This window comes from Nocardia amamiensis NBRC 102102 (genome assembly GCF_001612745.1).
GTDB classification, from domain to species: Bacteria; Actinomycetota; Actinomycetes; order Mycobacteriales; family Mycobacteriaceae; genus Nocardia; species Nocardia amamiensis.
In genome coordinates, this window is the sequence record NZ_BDBA01000043.1 from 1 (window position 1) to 26,002 (window position 26,002).

A 26,002-nucleotide genomic window follows, 5' to 3' on the forward strand; every position below is an offset into this window, starting at 1 on the left:
CGACACCCTCCTTCACCCAGCGGATCGGCTATGTCTGCGGCCGCACACTGCCGGACTCGATGTCCGATTGGGTGCGTGCGGACCTGGTCGGTCCCGGTGCGACGCGGCGCTACCTGGTGCGGTTCCTGGTGCCGGTGCTCCCGGTGCTCATGCTGTTCCTGCTGTTGCCGGGTCCGCTCTGGATGGGCTTGGCGATGATGGCGCTGCTGTATCTGCCGCTGATCTATTTCACGGTGGCGCTGCTGTACGTCTACCGGCGGCACCGGCTGATCAAGCATGGTCTCGACCCTGCTCTCGCGGACGCCGACGCCCGCCGCCGGGCCGAACGCGAACGCCTCGACTACGAACGCAGACATGGCCGAGCCTGAGCCGGGTCCACAAACTAGCGGTGACTTATACCACAGGCATAGCCTGGATGCATGAAAACCCCCACGATAAGGCAGCGGATCGCCTACGATCTCGGCCGCGAACTCCCCGAGGAGCTGCACGAGTGGGTCATTCACGACCTCGTCGGACACGGGGCCATGGAGCGATATCTCGTCCGGTTTCTCGGGCCTGCCATCCCGTTCTTCGCCTTGGTGCTGCTGTTCCCGGGGCCGCTACCCCTCAAGATCGGCTTGATCGTGATGATGATCGTGCCGCTGGTCGTCTTCACGGTCGCGCTCAGCTACGTCTGGCGCCGATTCCGCCTGGTCCAGCACGGCCTGAATCCGGAATTGGTCGATCACGGCAAGGTCACCGAACACGAGCGGGATCTATACGAACTGCGCTACGGCCACCGATAGCGGCCCGCGGACGCAAGCCGAGACGTACGTGCACTGAGTAGCCACGCACGGCAGCGCTCTACGTCCGAAACGAACACACCCCGCGAACATGCCGCGTCGCGGGCGCGGCAAAATAGCTACAGTGACCGAATCGCAGAATGTAATCGCCACTGCCGACCTGGCCGATGAGATCGGCCCGGAGATCCGCAGCTGCGACACGCAGTTCCTTCAGTTCGGCGGGCGCGCGGCGTTTTCCGGACGCATCACCACCATCCGCTGCTTCCAGGACAATCTGCTGGTGAAGCAGACGCTCGGCGAACCGGGCGAAGGCAAAGTGCTGGTGGTCGACGGCGGTGCGAGCGTGCACACCGCGCTGGTCGGCGACATCATCGCCGGACGCGGTGTCGACAACGGCTGGGCGGGCGTCATCGTGAACGGCGCGGTCCGCGACTCCGCCATCCTGCGCACCCTCGGCATCGGCATCAAGGCGCTGGGCACCAACCCGCGCAAGAGCACCCAGACCGGCAGCGGTGAGCGCGATGTGCCGGTCGAATTCGGCGGGGTCACCTTCGTCCCCGGCGAGATGCTCTACAGCGACCACGACGGCGTTGTCGTGCGCGCCGAAGACTGAATCGGCGGTCGCGTAGCAGACCGCCGCTGTCCAGGTCGCGGTCAGGCCGACACCCTGGCCCTGTGACCGGCGAGGGCGACCACGTCACCGACGTGCAATTGCCGTCCGCGACGTAGCTCGACCTCGTCGTTCACTCGCACCAATCCGGCGGCGATCACGATCTTTGCCTCCGAACCGGATTCGATCAGGTTGGCCAGTTTCAGAAACTGACCGAGCCGAATGACGTCGTCATCGATCGGCACATCGACTGGTTCTGACATGAGATAAATACTTACTCCGCCATCCCCACTCACCGGACAGCGCCCCGCACCTCCAGCGACTTATGAGCAACCGCCGACTTACGAGCACTGACACGCCGCGCCACAGGCGTGGCAAATCTGACACAGCTGCGTACACACTGGTTCCGTGACGTCCACGCAAGCCCCGCAACACATCGATACCGAACCGCCCCCGGACAGACCGGCCCCGCCGGTCCCGCACCGTGGGCACGGACGACTTTCGGAAGTGCCGCATATCGCGGGATCGACCCTCGGTGTGTTCGCCGTGCTGTGTTTTCTCTGGAGCCTTTCCCCGGGACTTCGTTTCCTGACCCAGGTGCCGCGCCGCTACATCGACGACTATTACTTCGACGCGCCGGACACCAATTTGATGTGGGCGCTGATCGTCGGATTGCTGGCGGGCGCGGTCGCCAGCCGGAAACGAATCGCCTGGTGGTTGCTCGTCGCTTATCTCGCGAGCTACACGGTCGGAAATATCCTCATCTTCACCGAGCAGGGCAATATCCACGCGCTGGTGGCTATGGTGCTGCATCTCGCGGTGATCGGCGTGCTCATCGCGGCGTGGCCGGAGTTCTACACCAAAGTGCGCCGCGGCGCGGGCTGGAAGGCGCTCGGTGTGCTGGTCGGCGGCTTGGCCGCCGGTGCGCTGCTCGGCTGGGGCCTGGTGGAGTTGTTCCCCGGCACCCTGCCGCCGGGCGTGCAGCGACCCGCCTGGGCGCTGTACCGGGTGACCGCGGCGGTACTGGCGGAAAACGAGCACTTCGACGGCCATCCGCGGCCGTTCGTCAACTTCCTGCTCGGCCTGTTCGGCGCCGTCGCGCTGCTCGCCGCCGTGATCATCCTGCTGCGTTCCCAGCGCGCGGCCAACGCGATGACCGGGACCGACGAGTCGGCGATCCGCGGGCTGCTGGAACGCTCGGACGTGGAGGATTCGCTCGGCTACTTCGCCACCCGCCGGGACAAGGCGGTGGTGTTCGCACCGAGCGGCAAGGCGGCCGTGACCTACCGGGTGGAGCTGGGCGTGTGCCTGGCCAGCGGCGACCCGATCGGCATCCGCGAGGCCTGGCCACAGGCGATCGATGCCTGGCTGCGCTTGGCCGACCGCTTCGGGTGGGCACCCGCGGTGATGGGCGCGAGCGAACTCGGCGCGACCGCGTATCGGCGCGCCGGCCTGTCCGTGCTGCGTCTCGGCGACGAGGCCATTGTGGACACCAGGAGTTTCTCGCTGGCAGGGCCGGAGATGAAGCCGGTGCGCCAGGCCGCGAACCGGCTGCGCAAGCATGGCGTGGGGGTGCGCATTCGCCGGCACCGCGATATCCCCGCCGAGGAGTTCCCCCAGATCATCACCCGCGCGGACAGCTGGCGCGACACCGAGACCGAGCGTGGGTTCTCCATGGCCCTCGGCCGATTGGGTGATCCGTTGGACGGCGATTGCCTGCTGGTCGAGGCGGTCGATCCGCAGGGCCGGGTGCTCGGCATGCTGTCGCTGGTCCCCTGGGGACGCACCGGTGTCTCCCTGGAGTTGATGCGCCGCGACCCCCAGGGCCCCAATGGCGTGATGGAGCTGATGATCTCGCAGCTCGCGCTGAACTCCGATCAGTTCGCCGTCACCAAGGTGTCGTTGAACTTCGCGGTGTTCCGCTCGGTGTTCGAGGAGGGCGGCCGGATCGGCGCCGGTCCCGTGCTGCGCTTGTGGCGCGGCGTGCTGTTGTTCTTCTCGCGCTGGTGGCAGCTGGAGGCGCTGTATCGCTCGAACGTCAAGTACCAGCCGCATTGGGCTCCCCGGTTCTTCGTGTTCGAAGAGCACAGGCATTTGCCGCGCGTCGCGGTGGCCAGCGCGCTGGCCGAGGGTTTCCTCCCACGGCTCGGCAAGGAGCCCGGCACGATGACGCACACCGGCGAGCACACCGCGGTGCCCGCGACGATGACGGGCCTGCACGCCGACGGCAGCGCACCGGAGATTGCGCAGGTGCCGGGCGGGGAGGAGCTTCCGCGCAGGCCCGAGCAGGTTCGCGTGCGCATGGACAAGCTTGCCCGCCTTGTCGATTCCGGCATCGATCCCTACCCGGTCGCCTACCCGCCGACGCACACCGTCGCCGAGGCGCGGCGTTCCCCGCGCGGCACCACGGTCCGGGTCTGCGGCAGGCTGCTGCGCATTCGCGACTACGGCGGCGTGATCTTCGCGGTGGTGCGGGACTGGACCGACGACATCCAATTGATGATCGATCGCGACCGGGTCGGCGCCGAACGCAGCGCCGAGTTCGGCGAGTTCTTCGACCTCGGCGACCTGATCGAGGTGAGCGGCCAGATCGGGCAGAGCAGGCGTGGTGAGCTGTCGCTGCTCGCGGCGGACTGGCGGATGCTGGGCAAGTGCCTGCACCCGTTGCCGGAAAAATGGAAAGGCCTGTCCGATCCCGAGGCCAGGGTGCGGCAGCGCTACGTCGACATGGCGATCAACACCGAGACGCGCGAGGTGCTGGCCAAACGCAGCGCGGTGGTGCGCTCGCTGCGGGATTCGTTGAACTCCTGGGGATTCCTGGAGATGGAGACACCGATCCTGCAACGAGTGCACGGCGGCGCCAACGCGACGCCGTTCGACACCCACATCAACGCCTACGACCTCGACCTCTACCTCCGTATCGCGCCCGAGCTGTACCTGAAGCGTTTGTGCGTCGGCGGTATGGAGAAGGTGTTCGAGATCGGACGGACCTTCCGCAACGAGGGCGTCGACTTCAGTCACAATCCCGAGTTCACCATCCTGGAGGCGTACGAGGCGCACAGCGATTACGAGCGGATGATGCACCTGTGCCGTCGGCTGATCCAGAACGCCGCGATCGCGGCGAACGGTGCGATGGCGGCGTTGCGGCCCACCGGGAACGGCGCGTTCGAGGAGGTGGACATCTCCGGCGAGTGGCGGGTGATGACGGTGCACACAGCGGTGTCCGAGGCGATCGGCACCGCGATCACGCCGGAGACCGGGGTCGAGGAACTGCGCGAGCTGTGCGACAAGGTCGACGTGCCCTATCAGCACGGCTGGGACGCGGGCCAAGTGGTGCTGGAGATGTATGAGCACCTGGTCGAGTCCCGCACCGAGGAACCGACGTTCTACATCGACTTCCCGACCTCGGTGTCCCCGCTCACCAGGCAGCATCGCAGCCTCCCCGGCGTCACCGAGCGCTGGGACCTGGTCGCGTGGGGCGTCGAGCTCGGCACCGCGTATAGCGAACTCACCGATCCGGTGGAGCAGCGGCGCAGGCTCACCGAGCAGTCGCTGCTCGCGGCGGGCGGCGACCCGGAGGCGATGGAGCTCGACGAGGACTTCCTGCAGGCGCTCGAACACGCGATGCCGCCGACCGGCGGGCTCGGGATGGGTGTGGACCGGATCGTCATGCTGATCACCGGACGAAGCATTCGTGAGACGCTGGCTTTCCCACTGGTGAAACCACGCTGAGCGCGTCTTCCCGGCGATCGGTTCTCATCCAGCGAATCGGGCGGCTACGCTTGGAAATTCGGCTCCGGGAGGAGGCCGATACACCGTAAGGGGTTTGATATGTACCTTGACCTGCTGGCCAACGCAAGTCTGCTGGACCACTCCGTGTGGGCGAGCCCGGACGTGTGGATGGGTTCGGCGACGGAACTCGCCGCCAAAAAGAAGAAGAGCAGCAGGGGCGGTCTGATCGTCGGCGCCATCTGCTGCCTGTTGGTCGTGGCGTTGATCGTCGTCGGTATCTACCTGCTGACCAAGCGGAAGAAGAACACCTGACGGCAGGCTTCGACGGCCCGGCTCGCGTGCGGCGAACCGGGCCGTTGTTCGTGCCGGGTAGCCCGACTCAGAGCCGGTCGATCTCGGTGAGGTCGATGTCGATATCGAACGGCACGGTCAGCTTCAGGCGATCGTGGTGAATTCCGGTGAGCGCGTACGCCTTGGTTGCCGGGTCCAGTTCGTAGACATAGACCACTGGGCGGCCATCCGCATTCTCGACCCGCCAGAAGTGAGCGATTTCTGCGCGGGCGTACAGCTGTGGTTTGCGCTCCCGGTCACGGGTACGTGATTCGGTGGACACTACCTCGACCGCCAATATGACGTCATCGGCCTGGTATGAGGTCAGCCCGGGACCGCCGTCGCGCTCAGCGTGGACCACGACCACGTCCGGTTCAGGACGCTGGTTCCGCTCGAGCGTCACGGTCATTTCCCGTCGCACCCGCAGATGCGCTGGGGCGAGCCGACGAAGCGCGAAGTTGAGCAGATCGATGACCAGAATGTGGAACTTGGCCTGCGGGCTCACGAAGACGAGGCTCCCGTCGATCAACTCGGTGTGCGGGGGAAGGTCGGGCAGGCGATCAAGATCCTCGGCAACGAACCCGCCCGGCGGCGGACGCAGCCACTGCGGAAACGGCTCGACGGTCATGCTTCGAGTATGTCACCCGCGTGTGGCCTGCCGCAGGGTCCGGATGCAACCGGTTGCAGGGCATCGGGCAGAGTGGGCGTGTGCAGTTGATCCTCGTTCGCCATGCTCAGCCGGTCCGGATATCGAACTCCGCAGGACCCGCGGATCCGGAGTTGTCCCCGCAGGGACTGGAGCAGTCCGAGCGGGTGCCTGCAGCGCTCGGGCATCATCGGATCTCCCGCGTGGTGAGCAGTCCGCAACGCAGGGCGCGGGAAACGGCGGCGCCGACCGCCGCGAAACTCGGTCTCGACGTGGAGATCGTCGACGACCTCGCCGAATACGATCGCGATCTGCCCGCCTATATCCCGATCGAAGACGCGAAGGTCGAATTCCGGGACGCGTACGAGCGGATCAAAGCCGGGGACTTCCCGTTGCAGGTCGATGGCGATGCCTTCAAAGCCAGAGTGCGCGCCGCCGTCGAAGACATTGTCGCCGGTGCGGGGCCAGAGGACACCGTCATCGTGTTCGCGCACGGCGGGGTGATCAATGTGACGCTGCAAGAGATCCTCGGACTGGAACGGCCACTGACGTTCCCCATCGACTACTGCTCGATCACCCGGATCCTCTTCTCCCGCAGCGGACGGCGTACAGCGGCAACGGTCAACGAGAACGGGCACGTGTGGGATCTCTTGCCGCGCAACGTCGCTCCGCGACCCTGACGCTTCACAGCCGATTGCCAGGACCATCGCACCGGCGTCCCAGCGACGGAATCTTCAATGGGACCGGTGAGCTACTCAATCTCCAAAACCGCTACGCCGCTACGGCGTCTCGCTCGGGTGACCGTAGCGGGCGCGCTGATCGCCCTCCCGCTCGCTGCTCTCGCCGGGACGGCATCCGCCGAAGCACCGGCCGGACCGGCCGACGGGGTCCACGTACAAGTCGTGGACGAACCAGAGCAGGGTGCCGATATCAATCGGCCCCGTCACTTCGAAAGACATGAAAGGCACGACGGCCCGTGCCCCGGGCCGGGTGACCACCCGTGGCGCGATGCACCGCCGCGGCAGTTCCACTTCCAGCAGAACTTGCCGCCGACCGGGTCGAGCTAGCCCGGCCGCCCGGGAAAACCGAAGGCCCACCTCCATATCCGGAGGTGGGCCTTGTGGTTTCCGCGATGGCTCAGGCCATGCCCGCGATCCAGTTGCGCATCCAGGAGATGGCGGTCTGGCCGCCGCCTACCTGGTAGCTGCCGTACACCGTGTGCGCCTGCGACTTGTAGAAGCGCTCGAGATCCTTGGCCCGCTGCTGGTTGGCCGAGTCGGTCAGCTGCGACTGCAGGGTCGGGACACCGCCGAGCGCCATCAGATCGCCGATGATGTTGCCCGCCTCGATCTGGTAGCGCCAGAGGTTGGCGGGGTTGGCGTCCGACGCCTGGGCGAGGAATCCGGCGAACCGTGTGACGAAGTCGTCGCTCGCGGTTGCGCAGTAGAGGTCGTCGACGGCGCAGATGGTGCGCGTGCGATCGCTGACCCAGCCGAAGCCGCCGACCCGGGGGCCGCCCGCGCCGGCTCCGGGAGCGAACGGGCCGACCTGGATGTCGGTGGGCGAACGACGTGGGTCGGAGATCAGGCCGACACCTGCGACGCGGTCGGGCGACACGACACCGAGCCCGGTGCCGATCTCCGCGGCGACGTCACCGGCCGCGTCCGCGCCCTGGCTGTAGCCGACGATCGCGATCTTGGTCGCGCCGCAGCGCTGCGCCATGCCCGCGATCAGCCCGCGCGCGTTGTCGACCGCCTCTTTCTTCGAGTTGCCGTAAACCTCACCTTCCCAAGGGAAGGCGGTGGCGGCATAGGTCACGTAGTCGACCTCCGCGGAGGACGGCAGACCTCGGGTGACGCCGGACAACATGCCCGGCTGCGGCGTCTTGTCGTGCCCGGTCTCCCAGGTACCCGGTATCGCCACCACATACAGGCTCGGGCAGCCGGGGGCCGCGCTCGCCGATCCACTGCCGAAAACCAAGCCGGACATCACCGTCGCGGACGCGCCCAGAGCCGCGACGACCTTCTTCCACTGCATACCGCTCCAAACCCTTGCCCTCGTCGAACTTCCCGCCGAGTTGCCGCGTCAATGCTGAACCCATCGGATGTCGTTCCAGTGCACGCCAAGTGAACACAAGTCACTCAGCCGGTTCGACCTGCACCGTCCAACGACATGTCAAGATCAGCCACACGCCGAAGATCACAATAAGGGCACAACCGCCGCAATGCCATTCGAAACCCGGAGTGTGTCGGATTTCCGACAGTCAGCGATGGGTGAGCGGTCGCGCATCGATCGCGAAAAGGCGCCTGTGGACGAGTTGTCCACAGGCGCCTTCGTTTCCGCTCCGGTAAGAGAGGGTCTAGCGCTGAGCCACCATGGTGGGGGTGATCGGCGCCGGGAGGGCGGTCTCGCCTTCCAGGTACCGGTCGACACCGGCGGCCGCGGCGCGGCCTTCGGCGATGGCCCAGACGATGAGCGACTGACCACGGCCCATGTCACCCGCGACGAAGACGCCGGGAACGTTGGTCGCCCAGTTCTTGTCGCGCTGCACGTTGCCGCGCTGGTCGTAGCCGACGCCGAGATCGTTCAGCAGGCCCGGCTTCTCGGGACCGACGAAGCCCATGGCCAGCAGCACCAGGTCGGCCTCTAGCGTGAAGTCGGTGCCATCGACCTTCTCGAAACGGCCGTTGACCATCGTGACCTCGTGCGCCTCCAAGCCGGTCACCTTGCCGTCCGCGCCGACGAAGCGCTCGGTGTTCACCGAGAACACCCGCTCGCCGCCCTCCTCGTGCGCCGAGGAAACCCGGTACATCAGCGGGTAGGTCGGCCACGGGGTCGAGGCGGCCCGCTCCTCCGGCGGACGCGGCATGATCTCGAACTGGTGCACGCTGGCCGCGCCCTGCCGGTGCGAGGTGCCCAGGCAGTCCGCGCCGGTGTCGCCACCGCCGATGATGACGACCTTCTTGTCCTTCGCGTGGATGGGCGGCAGGCCGTCGGCATCGGTGACGTCGTCGCCGAGCTGCACCCGGTTGGCCCACGGCAGGAAATCCATCGCCTGGTGGATGCCGTCCAGGTCGCGACCGGGGATCGGCAGGTCACGGGCAACGGTGGCGCCACCGGCGAGCACGATCGCGTCGTACTGCTCGCGCAACTGCTCGGCGGTGATGTCCACGCCCACGTTCACGCCGGTCTTGAAGATGGTGCCCTCGGCCTCCATCTGCGCGAGACGGCGGTCGATGAAGCGCTTCTCCATCTTGAATTCCGGGATGCCGTAGCGCAGCAGACCGCCGATGCGGTCGGCGCGCTCGAACACGGTCACGGTGTGACCGGCGCGGGTCAGCTGCTGCGCCGCGGCCAGGCCGGCCGGGCCGGAACCGACGACGGCGATCTTCTTGCCGGTGATGCGGGTCGGGTAGACCGGGGTCACCCAGCCCTCGTCGAAGGCGTTCTCGATGATCTCGACCTCGACCTGCTTGATCGTCACCGGATCCTGGTTGATGCCGAGCACACAGGACGCCTCGCACGGCGCCGGGCACAACCGCCCGGTGAACTCCGGGAAGTTGTTGGTCGCGTGCAGCCGGTCGATGCCTTCCCGCCAGCGGTCCTTGTAGACCAGGTCGTTCCACTCGGGGATCAGGTTCCCCAGCGGGCAGCCGTTGTGGCAGAACGGGATACCGCAGTCCATGCACCGGCTGGCCTGGGTGCGTAGGGTCTGGTGGGAGAAGTTCTCCTGGTAGACCTCTTTCCAGTCCATCAGGCGCAGCGGAACCGGTCGCCGCTTCGGCAGTTCCCGAGAAGTGTGCTTCAGAAAACCCTGGGGGTCAGCCACGTGCGGCCCCCGAATGGTCACAGCGCTTCGTCCACGTCATCGCTAAAACTTCCTTCTCAGCCACGTGCGGCCTCCATAATCGCTTCGTCCACGTCCTTGCCGCTCTTCTCAGCTTCGGAGATGGCGAGCAAAACTTTCTTGTACTCCCGCGGCATGACCTTGACGAAGTGGTTCACCTGCTGCGACCAATCGCTCAGAATGCGATCGGCGACCGGGGAACCCGTCTGGTCACGGTGCTGGGTGATGATGTCGTGCAGCCAGGTGAAGTCGTCACCGGCCAACTGCTCGACGGCGTCGGCCTGCTCGGGGTTGAGCTTGGACGCGAAGGTGCCGTTCGGGTCGAAGACGAACGCAACGCCGCCGGACATACCGGCGCCGAAGTTGCGGCCGGTCTCGCCGAGGATGACCACACGACCACCGGTCATGTACTCACAACCGTGGTCGCCGACGCCCTCGACCACCGCGGTGGCGCCGGAGTTGCGCACGGCGAACCGCTCGCCGACCACACCGCTGAGGAACACCTGCCCGCTGGTCGCGCCGAACAGGATCACGTTGCCCGCGATGATGTTCTGCTCCGCGACGAACTCGCCGGGCGCGTTCAGCGACGGGCGCACCACGAGGCGGCCGCCGGAAAGGCCCTTGCCGACATAGTCGTTCGCGTCACCCTGCACGCGCAGCGTGATGCCTGCGGGCACGAAGGCGCCGAAGCTGTTGCCCGCCGAGCCGGTGAAGGTGATGTCGACGGTGTCGTCGGGCAGGCCTGCGCCGCCGTAGAGCTTGGTCACCTCGTGGCCGAGCATGGTGCCGACGGTGCGGTTCACGTTCGTGATCTTGGTCTCGAACTTCACCGCCTGCCCGCGCTCCAGTGCGTCCCGGCTCTGCGTGATCAGCTGCTGGTCCAGCGCCTTGTCCAGGCCGTGGTCCTGGGCTTTGGTGCAGCGGCGGTCCTGGTACATGAATGCCGTCTCGACGTCGTCGAGGATCGGCGACAGGTCCAGCTTGCTGGCCTTCCAGTGCTGCTTGGCCCGCGAGGTGTCGAGCAGATCGACGCGCCCGATGGCCTCGTCCAGGCTTCGGAAGCCGAGCTGCGCCAGCAGTTCCCTGACCTCTTCGGCGATGAACAGGAAGAAGTTCTCGACGAATTCCGGCTTGCCGGTGAAGCGTTCGCGCAGCACCGGGTTCTGCGTCGCGACGCCGACCGGGCAGGTGTCCAGATGGCAGACGCGCATCATGATGCAGCCCGAGACCACCAGCGGCGCGGTGGCGAAGCCGTACTCCTCGGCGCCGAGCAGCGCGGCGATCACCACGTCACGACCGGTCTTCATCTGGCCGTCGACCTGCACCACGATGCGGTCGCGCAGGCCGTTGAGCAGCAACGTCTGCTGGGTCTCGGCCAGGCCGAGTTCCCAGGGACCGCCCGCGTGCTTGAGCGAGGTCAGCGGCGAGGCGCCGGTGCCGCCGTCGTGACCGGAGATCAGCACCACGTCCGCGTGCGCCTTGGAGACGCCAGCAGCGACGGTGCCGACGCCCGGCTCGGCGACCAGCTTCACGTGGATGCGCGCCTGCGGGTTCGCGTTCTTCAGGTCATGGATCAGCTGCGCCAGATCCTCGATCGAGTAGATGTCGTGGTGCGGCGGCGGCGAGATCAGGCCGACGCCCGGCGTCGAGTGCCGTACCTCGGCGACCCACGGGTACACCTTGTGCGCGGGCAGCTGGCCGCCCTCACCGGGCTTCGCGCCCTGCGCCATCTTGATCTGGATGTCGGTGCAGTTGGTCAGGTAGTGCGCGGTCACGCCGAAGCGGCCGGAGGCCACCTGCTTGATCGCGCTGCGCCGCCAGTCGCCGTTCTCCTCCGGCTCGAAGCGCGACGGCGACTCGCCGCCCTCACCCGAGTTCGACCGTCCGCCGAGGCGGTTCATCGCGATCGCCAGGGTCTCGTGCGCCTCCGCCGAGATGGAGCCGTAGCTCATCGCGCCGGTGGAGAACCGCTTCACGATCTCCGACGCGGGCTCGACCTCCTCGATCGGGATCGGGGAGCGCGCATCGTTCTTGAACTTGAACAGGCCGCGCAGCGACGCGAGCCGCTCGGACTGGTCGTCGACCAGCTTGGTGTACTCCTTGAAGATCGAGTACTGGCCGGAGCGGGTTGCGTGCTGCAGCTTGAACACCGTGTCCGGGTTGAACAGGTGGTATTCGCCTTCGCGCCGCCACTGGTACTCACCGCCGACCTCGAGCTCGCGGTGCGCACGCTCGTTGCGGTTCTCCAGGAACGCGACCAGGTGCCGCTGGGCGACCTCGTCGGCGATCTCGTCCAGACCGATGCCGTCCAGGTGCGAGCGCAGGCCGGTGAAGTACTCGTCCACCAGTTCCTGCGACAGGCCGATCACCTGGAAGAGCTGGGCGCCGTTGTAGGAGGCCAGGGTGGAGATGCCCATCTTGGACATCACCTTCAGCACGCCCTTGCCCGCCGCCTTGTTGTAGTTCGCGACCGCCTTGCGGTAGTCGGCGGCCAGGTCGCCGGTGCTGCCCGGCATCTCCAGCGCGCCGCGCTCGAGCATGTCCTCGATGGTCTCGAAGGCCATGTACGGGTTGATCGCGGCGGCGCCGAAGCCGACCAGCATGGCCATGTGGTGCACCTCGCGGGCGTCACCGGCCTCCACGACAAGGCCGACCATGGTGCGGGTACGTTCGCGCACCAGGTGGTGGTGCACCGAGGAGGTCAGCAGCAGCGACGGGATCGGCGCCAGCTTCTCGTTGGACTCGCGGTCGGACAGCACGATGATCCGCGCTCCGCCGTCGATGGCGGCCGACACCTGGGTGTTGATCGCCTCGAGCGCCTTGCGCAGGCCCTTGCCGCCCTTCTTCACCGGGTACAGACCGCGCACGACCACCGAGCGCAACTCGGGGTGCGAACCGTCGTCGTTGATGTGCACGAGCTTGGCCAGCTCGTCGTTGTCCAGGATCGGCTGCTCGAGCGCGATCTGGTTGCACGACTCCGGTCCCGGGTGCAGCAGGTCGGCCTCCGGGCCGATATTGCGCTTGAGGCTGGTCACCACCTCTTCCCGGATCGCGTCCAGCGGCGGGTTGGTGACCTGCGCGAACAGCTGGGAGAAGTAATCGAACAGCAGGCGCGGACGGCTGGACAGCACCGCGATCGGGGTGTCGGTGCCCATCGAGCCGAGCGCTTCGAGGCCGGTCCTGGCCATCGGCGAGATCAGCAGGTTGAGCTCTTCGGTGGTGTATCCGAAGATCTGCTGGCGGATCAGCACGCGATCGTGCGACATGTGCACGTGCGGACGGTCGGGCAGGTCGGCGAGGCGGGACACGCCCTTGTCGAGCCACTCCTGGTACGGGTGCTCGGCGGCGAGCTGGGTCTTGACCTCGTCGTCGCCGACGATGCGGCCCTGGGCGGTGTCGACCAGGAACATGCGGCCCGGCTGCAGGCGCGCCTTCTTGACCACCTTGGACGGGTCGATGTCGAGCACGCCGACCTCGGAGGCCATCACGACCAAGCCGTCGTCGGTCACCCAGATGCGGCTGGGGCGCAGGCCGTTGCGGTCGAGCACGGCGCCGATGACGGTGCCGTCGGTGAAGCACACCGACGCCGGGCCGTCCCACGGCTCCATCAGCATCGAGTGGTACTCGTAGAAGGCCCGCCGCTGCGGGTCCATGTTGTCGTTGCGTTCCCATGCCTCGGGAATCATCATCAGCACGGCGTGCGGCAGGCTGCGGCCGCCGAGGTGCAGCAGTTCCAGCACCTCGTCGAACCGGGCGGTGTCGCTTGCCCCCGGGGTACAGACCGGGAAGATCTTCTCCAGCCGGTTCTTGCCCGCGGAGTCGGTGCCGAAGACGTCGCTGCGCAGCAGCGCCTCACGGGCGCGCATCCAGTTCTCGTTGCCGGTGACGGTGTTGATCTCACCGTTGTGCGCGACGCGGCGGAACGGGTGCGCCAGCGGCCAGGACGGGAAGGTGTTGGTGGAGAAGCGGGAGTGCACGATGCCCAGCGCGCTCTCCACCCGGGAGTCCTGCAGGTCCAGGTAGAACGCGCGCAGCTGCGGCGTGGTGAACATGCCCTTGTAGCAGAAGGTCTGCCCGGACAGGCTCGGGAAGTAGACCGATTCCTTGCCGACCGCGCCCTCACCCGCACCGGCCGACCCGAGTTCGTGCTCGACTCGCTTGCGCACCACGTAGGCGCGACGCTCCAGATCCATACCCGACAGCGGTTCGGAAGCGTTCTTCGGCGAGGCGATGAAGATCTGCCGGAAGGTCGGCATGGCGTCACGCGAGAGTGCGCCGAGCGACGACTCGTCGATCGGGACCTCGCGCCAGCCAAGGACCTCGAGGCCCTCTTCCTTGACGATCTTCTCCACGCCGTAGGCGGCGCGCGCGGCTTCGCGACGGGCCTGCGGGAGGAAGGCGATACCGGAGGCGTAGGAGCCCTCCGGCGGCAACTCGAAGTCCACGATGGCGCGGAAGAAGCGGTCGGGAACCTGGATCAGGATGCCCGCGCCGTCACCACTGTTGGGCTCGGCGCCGGCGGCACCACGGTGCTCCAGGTTCAACAGAGCCGTAATAGCCTTGTCGACGATGTCACGGCTGCGGCGGCCGTGCATGTCGACGACGAATGCGACGCCGCAGGCGTCGTGCTCGTTCGCCGGGTCGTAGAGACCGATGGGTCCAGGTGACCTGTGGCCAGGAAGTTGCGTCATGCCTCTGCCTTCAAGAAAGTCGGCCTTCGAAGAAAAACAGCCTTTCGTCGAACGCCTCCGTACAAGACTGCGCCCGTACGTTCCGAAGCCAGCCGCGCTGATGGTCTTCGGCGTGCAGTCAGGTCTGCAGTTGTCTCCACCCGCTTCTGTGACGTAGTGGGTGCCCTTCGGTAACGGATCCCTAACAAGATCCTTACCTCCGAGCGGGGTCTCGCCCGCTACGCTGAGCACCTGCTAGGGGCTGCCCGAGCGGGCGATTGCCGAACATTCTGTGTTCGGCGTAAGAGCAAACGATAAGTCAGGTCCAGGGCCCAACCAACTTAGGTTTCGCTAATAACCGGGTTTAGCTGGGCTTCTGCATTGGGTCCTCCACGTGTGCGCGTCGTCCAGTGTAAAGCAGCGAGTAGGGTGCGATCGATCCCCGTGGCACCGGGTGCCAGCAGGGAAGAACCGGCGTGCAGCACCGGCCCGAAACCTCCGCGCAACACCGGGAACCCGCCCTCACCTGCGTCGAAGAAGATTTCCCCGGACCGGGCCGGACAAAACCAAGCGGCAGCGGCTAACTCGGCGATCGAGCCGCTGAGATGTTTCCTACACCGGCGTGACAAGCCGCGAATGTGATCCGACCGTCCGGACTCTTTTGCCCACTGTGGAGTTCAGCACATTCGCAGCAAATAACGTGGAGTGTTGTTGGACACACTTTCCGAGCGTAGGCACGGCGGCTGTTCAGGCCGGGCAGAGCACGATCGCGGCACGGACCAGCGCGGCTTGGTGCAAGGCATCCATCCGGCCGGTGACGAACACACCGAAGACGCTGCGCGCCAACCGTTCCGCGCAATCCGGCGCGGTCAGCTCGGCTCGGTGGGCGGCCAACTGGTCGAGGATTTCGACGTTCACCCGGTCGATGACCGGACGCACGGACGCGAGACCGGCGGGGTCACTCGGCGCCGCGGCCGGGTCGAAGCGCCACCGCAGGATCAGGCCGCGCTGCACCGTCTTGTTCGCCTCGATCTGACCGAAGAACACCTGCCGTACCCAGTTCTCCGGCAGCTCACGGCCATTGCCGAGGCGGGCCATCGCGTCGTAGACCTCGGACTCACGGACGGGATCGTCGATGGTCGGCTCGATGCCGCGCTCGCCTGCCGCCGCCCACTTCGCCGCGGCCACCGCGTCGGCCGTGTCCAGCCGCTCGACGACCAGCGCGACCAACCGGTCCAGCGATCCGTCGGCCGGAGACGCGCCCGCGCTAGCCGGCCACATGAGCAGCGCCGCCGCGAATATCGTCACCACGACTCCACGCATGCCGGGACCTCCTGGGATCGCTCACCACTGCGCCAGGGTAGGCGTATTCAGCCACGGCGGTCCCGGCGGCGCTCGATGATCTGTGAGCCTGGACACATCCGGCCTCCCCTGCTCGCTGAGTCGGCCGAGGGCCTGTCACGCTGTCACAACGAATCCGTGACAGTTTCGTCGCGCGCCCGCGAAAGCGCCTGGGACGTAGAGGATGTGCCTTCCCATGACCGTCACCGGCTTGTTCACCTGGCTCGGCGGGGGCCGGACCAGCGAAATCACCGATCGCCACGAGCGGGGCGGTTACGCCGTTACCGGCGCGGTCGTGCTGTTGTTCGCGGCGATCTCCGGTGCGGTCAGCGGCCTGGCCGCGGCCTCGACGGGCGTGTGGCCGCTGTGGGCGACGTTGGCGGCGGCACTCGTGGTCGCGGCGCTGACCGGCGCGCTCGCGCGTGCCGTGGCGACTGCCCGGCCGAGCGGAGGGCCGGATCGGCTCGGGCTGATCATGCGCGTCACGGTCGCCGTGCTGGCGGGCGGATTGATGGCCGAACTGGCCGCGGTCGTAGTCTTCGGCGCGTCCGTCGACCGGGTGCTGGATGACCGGGCTCAGCGGTCGGTGGATTCGGCCGCGCAGGTGGTCGCGGCGCAGAGCGAACTGGACCGGGCGAAGGCCGACCGGGCCGCGCTCGACCGGTCGATCGTCCAAGCGCAGACGGATATCGATCGTGCGTTGGTGATCGCCCGCTGCGAGTACAACCCGACTCCCGAGTGCCCGCAGACCAGGATCACCGGCGTACCCGGTCGCGGGCCGGAGGCGCAGACGGCCAACGACATGCTCGACGACGCCCGCAAGCAGCTCGCCGCCGCACAGGGCCGGGTCGACGCGGCCGACCGCCGGATCACCGACGACCAGAACGCCCTTTCCGCCGCACGGACCTCCGCCTTCGACGCCGCCGACCGCGGCCTCGGCGGGCGCTGGCAGGCGATGAACGACTACACCGTGCGCGAAGCGTTGCCGCTGCGCATTCTCATCATCGTGGCATTCGTCGCGCTCGCTTTGCTGCCGCTGGTCCTGCGCTGGTGGCGCGGGGAGACCTCGTTCGACCGGCACAACGCGGCGCGGGCCGTACACGATCGCGCGGAGCGCGAAGCCGACACGGCCATCGCGGTCAAGCAGGCCGAGGTACGCGCCGAAGCCGAGACCCTGCGCGCCGAGCAGCAGCTCACGGCCGCCCGCCTCGCCGTCGAGGCGGACACGGCCATCGACCGGGAGCTGCAGCGCACCCGCATCATCGCGGCCATCGGCGGCATCGAGATCGGTATCACCGAACCGCCGCGCCGCCCCGAACTTCCCGCCGCCGCGGCGGACGATCGAAAGGACAGCGCCATGCCGCACGAGGTGACGCCGAACCTACCGGCCCCGGTGACCGCGAGCCCGTCCGCGCCCGCCGTCGCGCCACCACCCGCCCCGCAGAGCGGCGGTATCGAGCTGCCGCTGATCGGCACGGTGCCGTTCACCGACACCGCGGCGCGCCTCATCCGGCCGCTGGTTCCGTCCTTCGTCGCCAACGCCATCGACACCGCGACGCACCCGCTGCGCACCGCGCGGCAGGCATTCGAGGAGGTCGAGGAGATCACCTTCACACTGCGCCGCACCCGCAAGGTGACCATCGACGGCCAGACCTCGCACCCGCAGGCCGTGAGCGCTCCGGTCGGGTACCAGCTCCAGCCCGGCTCGCCCGAGGTCGCGCACGCCCAGCACATCGCCGCCACGGTCGTCGACGCCGACTATTCGGCGCCCAACACGCCGCGCTACTCCCTTCCCCCTACCGGCGCGGCGGGCTACGGCCTGCCCACCAGCGCCAGCCGGGAAGAACTCCCCGGCCACCACCACGCCGAACTTCCCGAGTCGAACCGCCGCGAACTTCCGCCCGGCCGGTGATCCGCGGCGGCACAGCGAGCCGATAGCTCCGCAGGCTGGACTCCGACCGGGTAGCCCGCCGAGACTGGCTTGTAAGGCCGCTGACCGCATCCGCCAAGCGATCCTCGCGGGCGCGCCTTCCGGGTGCACCGTTGCGCGAAGTCGAACTCGCCGCCGCCCTGGGCGTCAGCCGCAAGTCGGTTCGGGCAGGTTTGAGCTACGGAGCAGGAAGGACTCATCCGGAGCGCGTGGCTCCCGGCACCAGCGCCATCGAGGCCGAGTCGAGACGCCCTGGTCCGGCGGGCGGCCGAAAACGGACGAGGCGCGTCGGGGCCACTACTGCTCCCCACAGCGCCGCAATTCGCACACCGTGGTGAGCTGATGCGAACCCGTCACCCGCGGGCGCCGCGCAAGCGGAACGCCACGGCGGCGGCGAGCAGCAGGATCGACATGGTGCCGATGGCCGCGAAGTGGATGCCGGAGACGAACGCCTCGTGCACCGAGACGAGGAACGCGTTACCGGCGGTCTCTGGCAGCTCACGGGCGAAGGCCGTGGCGGCCCCGAGGGATTCGGTGGCGGCGTCCGCTCGAGCGCCCGGCACGTGGGTCAGGTCGAGACCGTTGCGGAAGATCGCCATCACCACGCTGCCCAACACGGCGACGCCCAGCGCGATGCCGGTCTCATACGCGGTCTCCGACACGGCGGCGGCCGCGCCCGCCCGCTCCGGCGGCGCCGAGCTCACCACCAGGTCCGACGAAACGGTCAACGCCACCCCCACACCCGCCCCCACGAAGAGAAAACCGAGGACGAACGGCGTCATGCTGGTGGCCGCGTCCGCGCCGAGCCAACCGAACAGCGCCGCACCGAGCGCCGCCGTGCTGAGCGCGCCGCCGAGCACCACGCCCGGCCGCAGGCGCCGCACCAGCCATGCCGCGACGAGGGAGGCGATCATGCTGGCCAGCAGGCCGGGCAGCAACAACAACCCGGCCTGCATCGGCGAGCGCCCGAGCACCAGCTGTAGGTACTGCGAACCGAAGAACAGCACACCCGCCAGCGCGAAGACCGCGAGGAGGTTGGTCAGCACCGCCGTACGGAACTTGGGCAGGGCGAACAGCGCCAAGTCCAGCATGGGGTGCGCCAGCCCCCGCTGCCTGCGTACGAACCACACGCCCGCCAGCGCACCGATCGCACCGATCGCGGCCGGACCGAGGCTGGGCCCGTGTGCCGCGAACTCCTTCACCGCGTACACGAGCGGGACCAGCGCGAGCATCGACAGCACCGCGCTGGGCAGGTCGAAGCGGCCCGGCCGCGGATCACGCGATTCCGGGATCAGCACCGGCCCCAGAACCAGAAGAACCAGCATGACCGGGAGGTTCACCAGGAACACCGACCCCCACCAGTAGTGCTCCAGCAGCCAGCCACCGAGCAACGGTCCCGCCGCCGCGCCGCCGCCCGCCATCGCGCTCCACACCGCGATGGCGACCGTCCGCTGTCGCGGATCGAGGAACATCGACCGGATCAGGCCCAGTGTCGCGGGCATCAGCGTCGCTCCCGCGACACCCTGCAGCACGCGCGCCGCGATCAGCATCTCCGGCGTGGCCGCCCAGGCAGCCAGTATCGAGGCGACGCCGAATCCGGCCGCGCCGAGCAACAGCAGCCTGCGCCGCCCGATCCGGTCGCCGAGGTTGCCCATCACGACAAGCAACCCGGCCAGGACGAACGAATAGACGTCGATGATCCACAGCAGTTGCGGCGTGGTGGGTGCGAGGTCTGCGCTGATGGCCGGCACGGCCAGGTCGAGCACCGTCGCATCCACAGCGAGCAGCAGCAGGGCGAGCGCGAGCACCGACAGTCCCGCCCAGTCGCGCGCGCCGGCGCGCTGCAGGGTGGGCGCATGAGTCTGGGTGGTCATTGCCTTCTCGACTTCCGTCGTCCGTTCCTTACCGTCCAGACGGTATAGTACAGACATTACCGTCCAGACGGTATAGTCACCGGCGTGACGGCTCACACCCGCGACCGCATCCTGGACGCGCTCGAAACCCTGCTGCTGGACAAAGGCATGTCGCACGTGACGCTGGAGAATGTCGCGTCCACCGCGGGCGTGTCCAAGGGCGGCCTGCTCTACCACTTCAAGAGCAAGGACGCGCTGCTCGCGGGCCTGGTCCGCAGGCTGTCCGAGCGCGCGACCGAGCAGCTGGACACCGCTGTCGCCAAGGGCGGCACGATCGCCGAGTGGTACCTCCAGACGCCGAACCCGGACAACGCCGCGGAGGCGGTGGAACTCGCGGTCTACCGGTCCATGCTCGCGACCATGCGGACCATCGACGCCACCCCGGAACCCGATGAGGTGCAGCAGGCACTGGTCGAGATGATGAACTCGTGGTCGGACGGATTGGACGAGGAGATCGCCGACCCGGTGCGAGCCGACATCATCCGGCTGGTCGGCGACGGCGTGTATCTGCGCGCCCTGCTCGGTCTTCCTGCCATCGACCCGACTCGTTACGGTCAGGTGGTGCAGCGCCTCCTGCAGCGCTGACAGTTAGACTCGGCCCGTGCTGCCAGCCGCCGAACCGGCCGGCGCCGTCGGGGCGGGAACAGATCCGGTACCGGGGTTTCCTGGAACGACGGTGCCGATCCGACCGCTGAGTTTCCGCGAACTGCTCGATCTGCCGTTCGCCCTGATCCAGGCGAACATTCGCGCCCTGGCCAGGTTGAGCCTGGTCGGCTTGCTCGCCGCCGAGACGGTCGTCGTCGCGGTGACCGCAGGCGTCTCAGGGCTGACCGACGGCTCCGACGCGGGCACCGCCTTGGCCGCGATTCTGTCGACCGCCGCCTGCGCGTGGGTGCTGCGGTTCGCGTTGCGCGGGACGACCGTGGCGCTCGGACTCGCGACCGTAGGCGGCGCCCCGATCGGCTGGCGCACCGCGCTGGGCAGGTGCGCTGCGATATTCGGTCCCCTGCTGGTGTTCCAACTGTTGTTCACCTCGGTGGGTGTGGCTGTGATCGCGCTGAGCAGCCCGTTGATCCTGACGCTTCCGCTGGCATTGCTCTGGCTCGGCTGGCTGCGGGCGCGCCGTTGGATCACGGTTCCGATTCTGTTCGTCGAGCGAACCTCGCATCGCGACGGCGTCGCGCGCGCGAAACTGCTCGCCGAGGGCGCCGAGTGGCCGACGACCGGACTGTGGATAGCCCAGCGCGCTCTGTTCGGGCTGCTCGCGGTGCCGTTGCTGGCCATCCCGCTGTTCGTCACAGACTTCTCCGGCACCCATCGGTGGCCGGTGATCATCCTGACCACCGCCGCCGTGCTGCTGGTGACGGCGTTCGGCGAGGTGGTCGAGGCATCGTCGCGGGTGGTGTGCTACCTCGACCGCCGTTGCCGCAGGGAGGGATTGGATATCCGCATCCCCACACGGGAGACGCGATGAACGACCCTCGGCCGCCCGGCACCCCTCGCCTCGGCTCCGCCGCCGACCATCGGGCGGCCGCTGAATCGGCGGCGCAGCGCCGGGATTTCGACACCGCCCTGCGCGAACGCTTCCGTGCGGTGCTGCGCGGCTTGGAACAGCATGGTGTGCTGGAAGTCCGGCGCTCGCGCACCGCGCGGGAGACCGCCGACGACGTGACGACCGCGCTGCCGCTGGAGGCCGCCACCGAACTCCAGCCTGCCGCACACAGTTTCGACGAGGTGGTATACGGCGGACGCCGCGCAGGAGAAGACGAATACCGCAGACTCGAATACGCCGACCGGTTCTCCGCCGCCGCGCCGCCACCCGCATCGGAGCCGACCGAGATCGAGGCGAAGGAGCGGCCACCGCGCACCAGAAAGCAACTCCCGCCACTCCCGAAGCTACTGCGCAGTCCGAAATTCTGGGCCGCACTTGCCGCCACCGCCGCATTGCTGCTGCTGGTCTACGGCGCACTGCAATCCTGCGGTGCGCCGACCGCGCCGCAACCGAAACCACCACCGGATCTGCCCGACGTCCCGCCGCCGGACGATACCTACGACCCGCCGGGCTTCGGAGCGGGCGACGATCCGATCTGGGATCGACTGCCCGCACCGGTCTTCTACGGCGGAGTGCAGTTTCTGATCGCCGCCGCACTGGTGGTGTGGTGGCGCGCGCTGCGGCGGGGCGCTCTGGTGCGGGAGCCGCGCCCGGTGGAAGTCGCGGCGAACGAATTGCTCGCCGGCCAGGCTGCGCTGTACCGGCGCTCGAAGGACCACGACCACGTCGCAGGAAAGCTGCGAGCGGCGACCATGCGCCGCATCCGCACACCGCTTGGCGTCACCGCCGACACTCCGCCGGACCGGATCGTCAGCGCGGTCGCCGCACGTATCCGAGCCGACCCAGCGCAGATCGCGGCCGCGCTGTTCGGCCCGGTGCCCGACCCGGACACCCTGCAGGTGGTGGCCGCTCAGCTCGAATGGATCGAATCGGAGATCGGATGAGGCAGCATCACCCAGCCCCTGTCCGGCCGACGGCGTGCGGGAACGCCCGCGAACCACAGGAGGTCGAATGACCAGCATCGATACCGCCCCCACGGCCGAGGAAGCGCTCGCCGCGTTCCACGCGCTGCGCGCCGAGATCGGCAAGGCGGTGGTCGGCAACGACAACGCGGTCATGTACCTGGTGCTCGCGCTGCTGTGCCGCGGCCACGTGCTGCTCGAGGGCGTGCCCGGCGTGGCGAAGACGCTGCTGGTGCGGGCACTGGCCACGGCGCTGGATCTGGACCACGCGCGTGTGCAGTTCACCCCGGACCTGATGCCAGGCGACGTCACCGGCTCGCAGATCTACGACCCGCACTCGGCGGAGTTCACCTTCCGGCACGGCCCGGTGTTCACCAATCTGCTGCTCGCCGACGAGATCAACCGCACTCCGCCGAAAACCCAGTCCGCGCTGCTGGAATCAATGGAGGAGCGGCAGGTCTCGGTGGACGGGAAGCCGCAGCCGCTGCCCGACCCGTTCGTCGTGGTCGCCACGCAGAATCCGATCGAGCAGGAGGGCACCTACCCGCTGCCGGAAGCCCAGCTGGACCGGTTTCTGTTCAAGGTGGACATCCACCTGCCCGGCCGCGATGACGAATTCCGCATCCTGCAACGCCACGCCGCCGGGTTCGATCCGCGTGACCTGAGCGCCGCGGGACTGCGTCCCGTGGCGGGCCCCGCGCACATCGCCGCCGCCCGCGCCGCGATCACGACGATGACGATCAGCCCGGAGGTGCTCGCCTACACCGTCGACGTCTCCCGGGCGACCCGCACCTCCCCCGCCGTGCAGCACGGTGCCTCCACCCGAGGCGCGACCGCGCTGATGGCGGCCTCACGCGCGTTCGCCTGGCTCAACGGCCGCGGTTTCGTCACACCGGACGACGTGAAGTCCGTCGCGGTCGCCGTGCTGCGGCACCGCCTGCACCTGCGCCCGGAAGCCGAGCTGGACGGGGTGACCACCGAGGGCGTGATGTCCTCGCTGCTGCTGTCGGTTCCGGTTCCGGTGTAGCGATGGTCGTCACCGGTCGGCTGGCCGCCGCGGCAGGAGTGTCGGGCCTGTTGGTCATCTTGGTCGTGCCCTCCCTGCTCGGGGTCGTCGTGCTGACCTGCGCGCTGGCCGCCGCAGTGCTCCTCGATCTCGCCGCGGTGGGCCGGGCGCGGGATCTGACGCTGTCCCGGCAAGCACTGACCACGGTGCGACTCGGACGCTCCACCGAGGTCGAGCTCGTCGCGGTGAACACCGGGCCGCGGGTGCTGCGCGGCATCGTGTGGGACGACTGGCCCGGCAGCGCACGCGCCGTAAACCGCGCACACGCGCTGGATCTGGCGCCCGCCACCTTGGTCCGGTTCCGCACCACGCTCACACCGACCCACCGCGGTGATCGAGTCGCGGGACCGGTCACCGTGCGGCTGCTCGGCCCGCTCGGATTGGCGGGCAGGCAGACCAGGCACAACGTGCCTGCCCGGGTACGCGCGCTGCCCGCGTTCCGCGCCGAACGGCTGCTGCGGTCGAAAGTCAAACGGCTGCAACATCTCGAAGGAAGCAATGTGGCCAACCTGCGCGGGCAGGGCACCGAATTCGATTCTTTCCGCGAGTACGTCGCGGGCGACGACGTGCGCGCCATCGATTGGCGCGCCACCGCCCGCGCCACCGACGTCCTGGTCCGTACCTGGCGCCCGGAACGCAATCGGCACATGCTGATGCTGCTGGACACCGGCCGGATCAGCGCGGGCCGAGTCGGCGATGGCACCCGCCTGGACGCGAGCATCGAGGCCGCCCTGCTGCTCGGCGGGCTGGCGGCCGCCGCGGGCGATTCGGTGGACCTGCTCGCCTTCGACCGGAAACCGCGCGCCGAAGTCCGCGGTGCGGGGGGAAAAGGGTTGCAGTTGAAGCTGATGCACGCGATGGCGGGCATCACTCCGGCCCTTGTCGACACCGACAGCTCCGGCCTGGTGCGGGCGGCGGTGCAGCGCACCCGCCGACGTAGCCTGGTCGTCTGGTTCACCAGCCTCGACGGGGCGGCCGTCGAGGAGAATCTGCTTCCCGTACTGCCCGTCCTCACGCAGCGTCATCGGGTGCTCATCGTGTCGGTCACCGACCCCGACGTCGCCGCCGCGGCCCGCCGCGACAACGTGGGCGATCTCTACGCAGCGGCCGCCGCCGAATCGGTGCTGGCCGAACGCGCTCTGGTGCAGGAATCCCTGCGTCGCATGGGGATCGCGGTGGTCGCCGCGCCACCGGAACGACTGCCCGAGGCCTTGGCGGACGAATACCTCGAACTCAAGCAGTCCGGCGCCCTCTAGCCGTTTCGCGCGGGAACAGCATCCGGATACGAGGTCGAAGGAGGATCATGGGCCCATGTCCTCAGATCTCGCCGCCTTCGTCCGCGGACTGCCCAAAGCGGAGCTGCACGTGCATCTGGAAGGGACGCTCGAGCCGGAACTGAAGTTCCGCCTCGCCCAGCGCAACGGCATCGAGTTGGCGGAGAAGTCCGTCGACGAAGTCAAGCAGACCTACCGCTTCCACGACCTGACTTCGTTCCTGCGGGTCTACTACCCGGCCATGCGGGTGCTGCAGCGGCCGGAGGACTTCCACGACCTCGCCTTCGACTATCTGACCAGGGCGCATGCGCACGGCGTCCGCCATGTCGAGATGTTCTTCGATCCGCAGGCGCACACTGGGCGCGGTGTTCCGTTCCCCGCCGTGATCAGTGGGTACCGATCGGCGATCGCGCGGGGGCGGCGCATGCTCGGGATCTCGGCCGAGCTGATCCTGTGCTTCCTGCGCGACCATTCCGCGGAGTATGCGATGGCGACGCTGCTGGAAGCACTGCCGTACAACGACTGGATCATCGGGGTCGGGTTGGACTCCGACGAGCGCGGCAATCCGCCGAGCAAGTTCGACGCCGTCTTCCAGCGCGCCCGCGCGGAAGGATTCCTGCTGACCATGCACTGCGACATCGACCAGCAGAACTCCATCGAGCACATCCGCCAGGCACTGGAAGACATCGAAGTCGACCGCCTCGACCATGGTACGAACATTGTCGAGGACGACCGTCTGGTCGAGCTGGCCAAACGCAAGGGCATCGCGCTCACATGCTGCCCGGTGTCGAACTCCTTCGTCACGGCGCAGATGAAGTCCGATGAGATCGTCAGCCTGCTGAACCGCGGCCTGACCGTGACCGTCAACAGCGACGACCCCGCGTATTTCAGCGCCTACGCCGCCGACAACTACCTCGCGCTCGCCGAGCAGGCGGGCCTCGACATCGATCAGCTGGCGGAACTGGCCAGGAACTCGTTCCGCGCATCCTGGATCACGCCCGCCCGTCAGGACCAGTTCCTGCGCGAGATCGACGCTTACGTCGCGGCCAACGGCTGAGGAGTGTCACTGGACGTCGTCCGTCGCAACCCAGCGCGAGGCGAACGAAGGACCTACGCAGCCGCATAACAGACGCAGCCGGACGAAGCCCGGCTACAGGTGGGCGAAAGACAGATGCCGCCGCATAAGGCCGAGCAAAGACAGAGGCAGCCGCAGAAACGGCACTGCCGGACGCAGTCCGTCCTCAGACCGCGCCGGGCCGAGTGAAGGCAGAGGCAGCCGCAGAAACGGCACTGCCGGACGCAGTCCGTCCTCAGACCGCGCCGGGCCGAGTGAAGGCAGAGGCAGCC

General features: G+C 68.0%; 21 protein-coding genes. 13 read left to right on the forward strand and 8 right to left on the reverse strand.

What is annotated here, in order from left to right:
• From NA4_RS41355 to rraA, 3 genes are all read left to right on the forward strand, one after another.
• A partial coding sequence (locus NA4_RS41355; protein ID WP_245671270.1) for a DUF5313 family protein occupies nucleotides 1-368 on the forward strand: 368 nt, incomplete at its 5' end.
• Between the two features lie 51 nt (nucleotides 369-419).
• A complete protein-coding gene (locus NA4_RS11130) occupies nucleotides 420-785 on the forward strand; it encodes a DUF5313 family protein (protein WP_067468192.1) in 366 nt (121 codons plus the stop codon).
• An 88-nt stretch (nucleotides 786-873) separates the two neighbouring features.
• The gene (gene rraA, locus NA4_RS11135) at nucleotides 874-1,395 is read left to right on the forward strand and encodes a ribonuclease E activity regulator RraA (protein WP_174552926.1); all 522 of its coding nucleotides are present in this window, start codon (nucleotides 874-876) and stop codon (nucleotides 1,393-1,395) included.
• A gap of 41 nt (nucleotides 1,396-1,436) precedes the next feature.
• Here the strand turns inward: rraA and NA4_RS11140 are convergent, their stop codons facing one another.
• A complete protein-coding gene (locus tag NA4_RS11140) occupies nucleotides 1,437-1,655 on the reverse strand; it encodes an RNA-binding S4 domain-containing protein (protein WP_067468197.1) in 219 nt (72 codons plus the stop codon).
• A 145-nt stretch (nucleotides 1,656-1,800) separates the two neighbouring features.
• Between NA4_RS11140 and lysX the strand changes: the two genes are divergently transcribed.
• The gene (gene lysX, locus NA4_RS11145; protein ID WP_084496981.1) at nucleotides 1,801-5,124 is read left to right on the forward strand and encodes a bifunctional lysylphosphatidylglycerol synthetase/lysine--tRNA ligase LysX; all 3,324 of its coding nucleotides are present in this window, start codon (nucleotides 1,801-1,803) and stop codon (nucleotides 5,122-5,124) included.
• Between the two features lie 99 nt (nucleotides 5,125-5,223).
• Nucleotides 5,224-5,436, forward strand: coding sequence for a hypothetical protein (locus NA4_RS11150; RefSeq protein WP_067468200.1), 213 nt, complete (start codon nucleotides 5,224-5,226; stop codon nucleotides 5,434-5,436).
• 67 nt (nucleotides 5,437-5,503) lie between these two features.
• Here the strand turns inward: NA4_RS11150 and NA4_RS11155 are convergent, their stop codons facing one another.
• On the reverse strand, nucleotides 5,504-6,082 hold the full coding sequence (locus NA4_RS11155) for a Uma2 family endonuclease (RefSeq protein WP_067468203.1): 579 nt from the start codon (nucleotides 6,080-6,082) through the stop codon (nucleotides 5,504-5,506).
• Between the two features lie 80 nt (nucleotides 6,083-6,162).
• Here NA4_RS11155 and NA4_RS11160 point away from each other — a divergent pair, with 80 nt between their 5' ends.
• Nucleotides 6,163-6,780 (forward strand): histidine phosphatase family protein, encoded by a 618-nt coding sequence (locus NA4_RS11160; RefSeq protein WP_067468206.1) that lies wholly within the window; start codon nucleotides 6,163-6,165, stop codon nucleotides 6,778-6,780.
• Between the two features lie 99 nt (nucleotides 6,781-6,879).
• Here NA4_RS11160 and NA4_RS11165 read toward each other — a convergent pair whose 3' ends face one another.
• From NA4_RS11165 to NA4_RS11185, 5 genes are all read right to left on the reverse strand, one after another.
• Complete coding sequence (locus tag NA4_RS11165; RefSeq protein WP_157128945.1) at nucleotides 6,880-7,059, reverse strand: hypothetical protein; 180 nt, start codon at nucleotides 7,057-7,059, stop codon at nucleotides 6,880-6,882.
• Nucleotides 7,060-7,237: 178 nt separating this feature from the next.
• Nucleotides 7,238-8,137 (reverse strand): cutinase family protein, encoded by a 900-nt coding sequence (locus NA4_RS11170; RefSeq protein ID WP_084496982.1) that lies wholly within the window; start codon nucleotides 8,135-8,137, stop codon nucleotides 7,238-7,240.
• Nucleotides 8,138-8,459: 322 nt separating this feature from the next.
• Complete coding sequence (locus tag NA4_RS11175) at nucleotides 8,460-9,929, reverse strand: glutamate synthase subunit beta (protein ID WP_067468212.1); 1,470 nt, start codon at nucleotides 9,927-9,929, stop codon at nucleotides 8,460-8,462.
• Nucleotides 9,930-9,985: 56 nt separating this feature from the next.
• The gene (gene gltB, locus NA4_RS11180; protein ID WP_067468217.1) at nucleotides 9,986-14,638 is read right to left on the reverse strand and encodes a glutamate synthase large subunit; all 4,653 of its coding nucleotides are present in this window, start codon (nucleotides 14,636-14,638) and stop codon (nucleotides 9,986-9,988) included.
• A 726-nt stretch (nucleotides 14,639-15,364) separates the two neighbouring features.
• The gene (locus NA4_RS11185) at nucleotides 15,365-15,940 is read right to left on the reverse strand and encodes a chorismate mutase (protein ID WP_067468221.1); all 576 of its coding nucleotides are present in this window, start codon (nucleotides 15,938-15,940) and stop codon (nucleotides 15,365-15,367) included.
• Between the two features lie 214 nt (nucleotides 15,941-16,154).
• Here NA4_RS11185 and NA4_RS11190 point away from each other — a divergent pair, with 214 nt between their 5' ends.
• Nucleotides 16,155-17,870: a DUF4407 domain-containing protein gene (locus NA4_RS11190; protein ID WP_067468224.1), complete on the forward strand. Its 1,716-nt coding sequence runs from the start codon at nucleotides 16,155-16,157 to the stop codon at nucleotides 17,868-17,870.
• A 371-nt stretch (nucleotides 17,871-18,241) separates the two neighbouring features.
• On the opposite strand, the gene NA4_RS11195 is transcribed toward NA4_RS11190, so the two are convergent.
• Entirely contained in the window at nucleotides 18,242-19,762 is a 1,521-nt protein-coding gene (locus NA4_RS11195) for an MFS transporter (protein WP_067468227.1), read from the reverse strand.
• Nucleotides 19,763-19,846: 84 nt separating this feature from the next.
• Here NA4_RS11195 and NA4_RS11200 point away from each other — a divergent pair, with 84 nt between their 5' ends.
• From NA4_RS11200 to add, 6 genes are all read left to right on the forward strand, one after another.
• Nucleotides 19,847-20,386 carry a TetR/AcrR family transcriptional regulator gene (locus NA4_RS11200; RefSeq protein ID WP_067468230.1) on the forward strand — a complete coding sequence of 180 codons (540 nt, stop codon included), beginning with the start codon at nucleotides 19,847-19,849 and terminating at the stop codon, nucleotides 20,384-20,386.
• Between the two features lie 16 nt (nucleotides 20,387-20,402).
• On the forward strand, nucleotides 20,403-21,275 hold the full coding sequence (locus tag NA4_RS11205) for a hypothetical protein (protein WP_245671271.1): 873 nt from the start codon (nucleotides 20,403-20,405) through the stop codon (nucleotides 21,273-21,275).
• Nucleotides 21,272-22,297: a DUF4129 domain-containing protein gene (locus NA4_RS11210; RefSeq protein ID WP_067468232.1), complete on the forward strand. Its 1,026-nt coding sequence runs from the start codon at nucleotides 21,272-21,274 to the stop codon at nucleotides 22,295-22,297. Before NA4_RS11205 ends, NA4_RS11210 begins: the two co-directional genes overlap by 4 nt.
• 67 nt (nucleotides 22,298-22,364) lie before the next feature.
• The gene (locus NA4_RS11215) at nucleotides 22,365-23,342 is read left to right on the forward strand and encodes an AAA family ATPase (protein ID WP_067468234.1); all 978 of its coding nucleotides are present in this window, start codon (nucleotides 22,365-22,367) and stop codon (nucleotides 23,340-23,342) included.
• Nucleotides 23,343-23,344: 2 nt separating this feature from the next.
• On the forward strand, nucleotides 23,345-24,637 hold the full coding sequence (locus tag NA4_RS11220; protein ID WP_067468236.1) for a DUF58 domain-containing protein: 1,293 nt from the start codon (nucleotides 23,345-23,347) through the stop codon (nucleotides 24,635-24,637).
• Between the two features lie 55 nt (nucleotides 24,638-24,692).
• Nucleotides 24,693-25,712 carry an adenosine deaminase gene (gene add, locus NA4_RS11225; RefSeq protein ID WP_067468238.1) on the forward strand — a complete coding sequence of 340 codons (1,020 nt, stop codon included), beginning with the start codon at nucleotides 24,693-24,695 and terminating at the stop codon, nucleotides 25,710-25,712.
• Nucleotides 25,713-26,002: the final 290 nt, after the last annotated feature.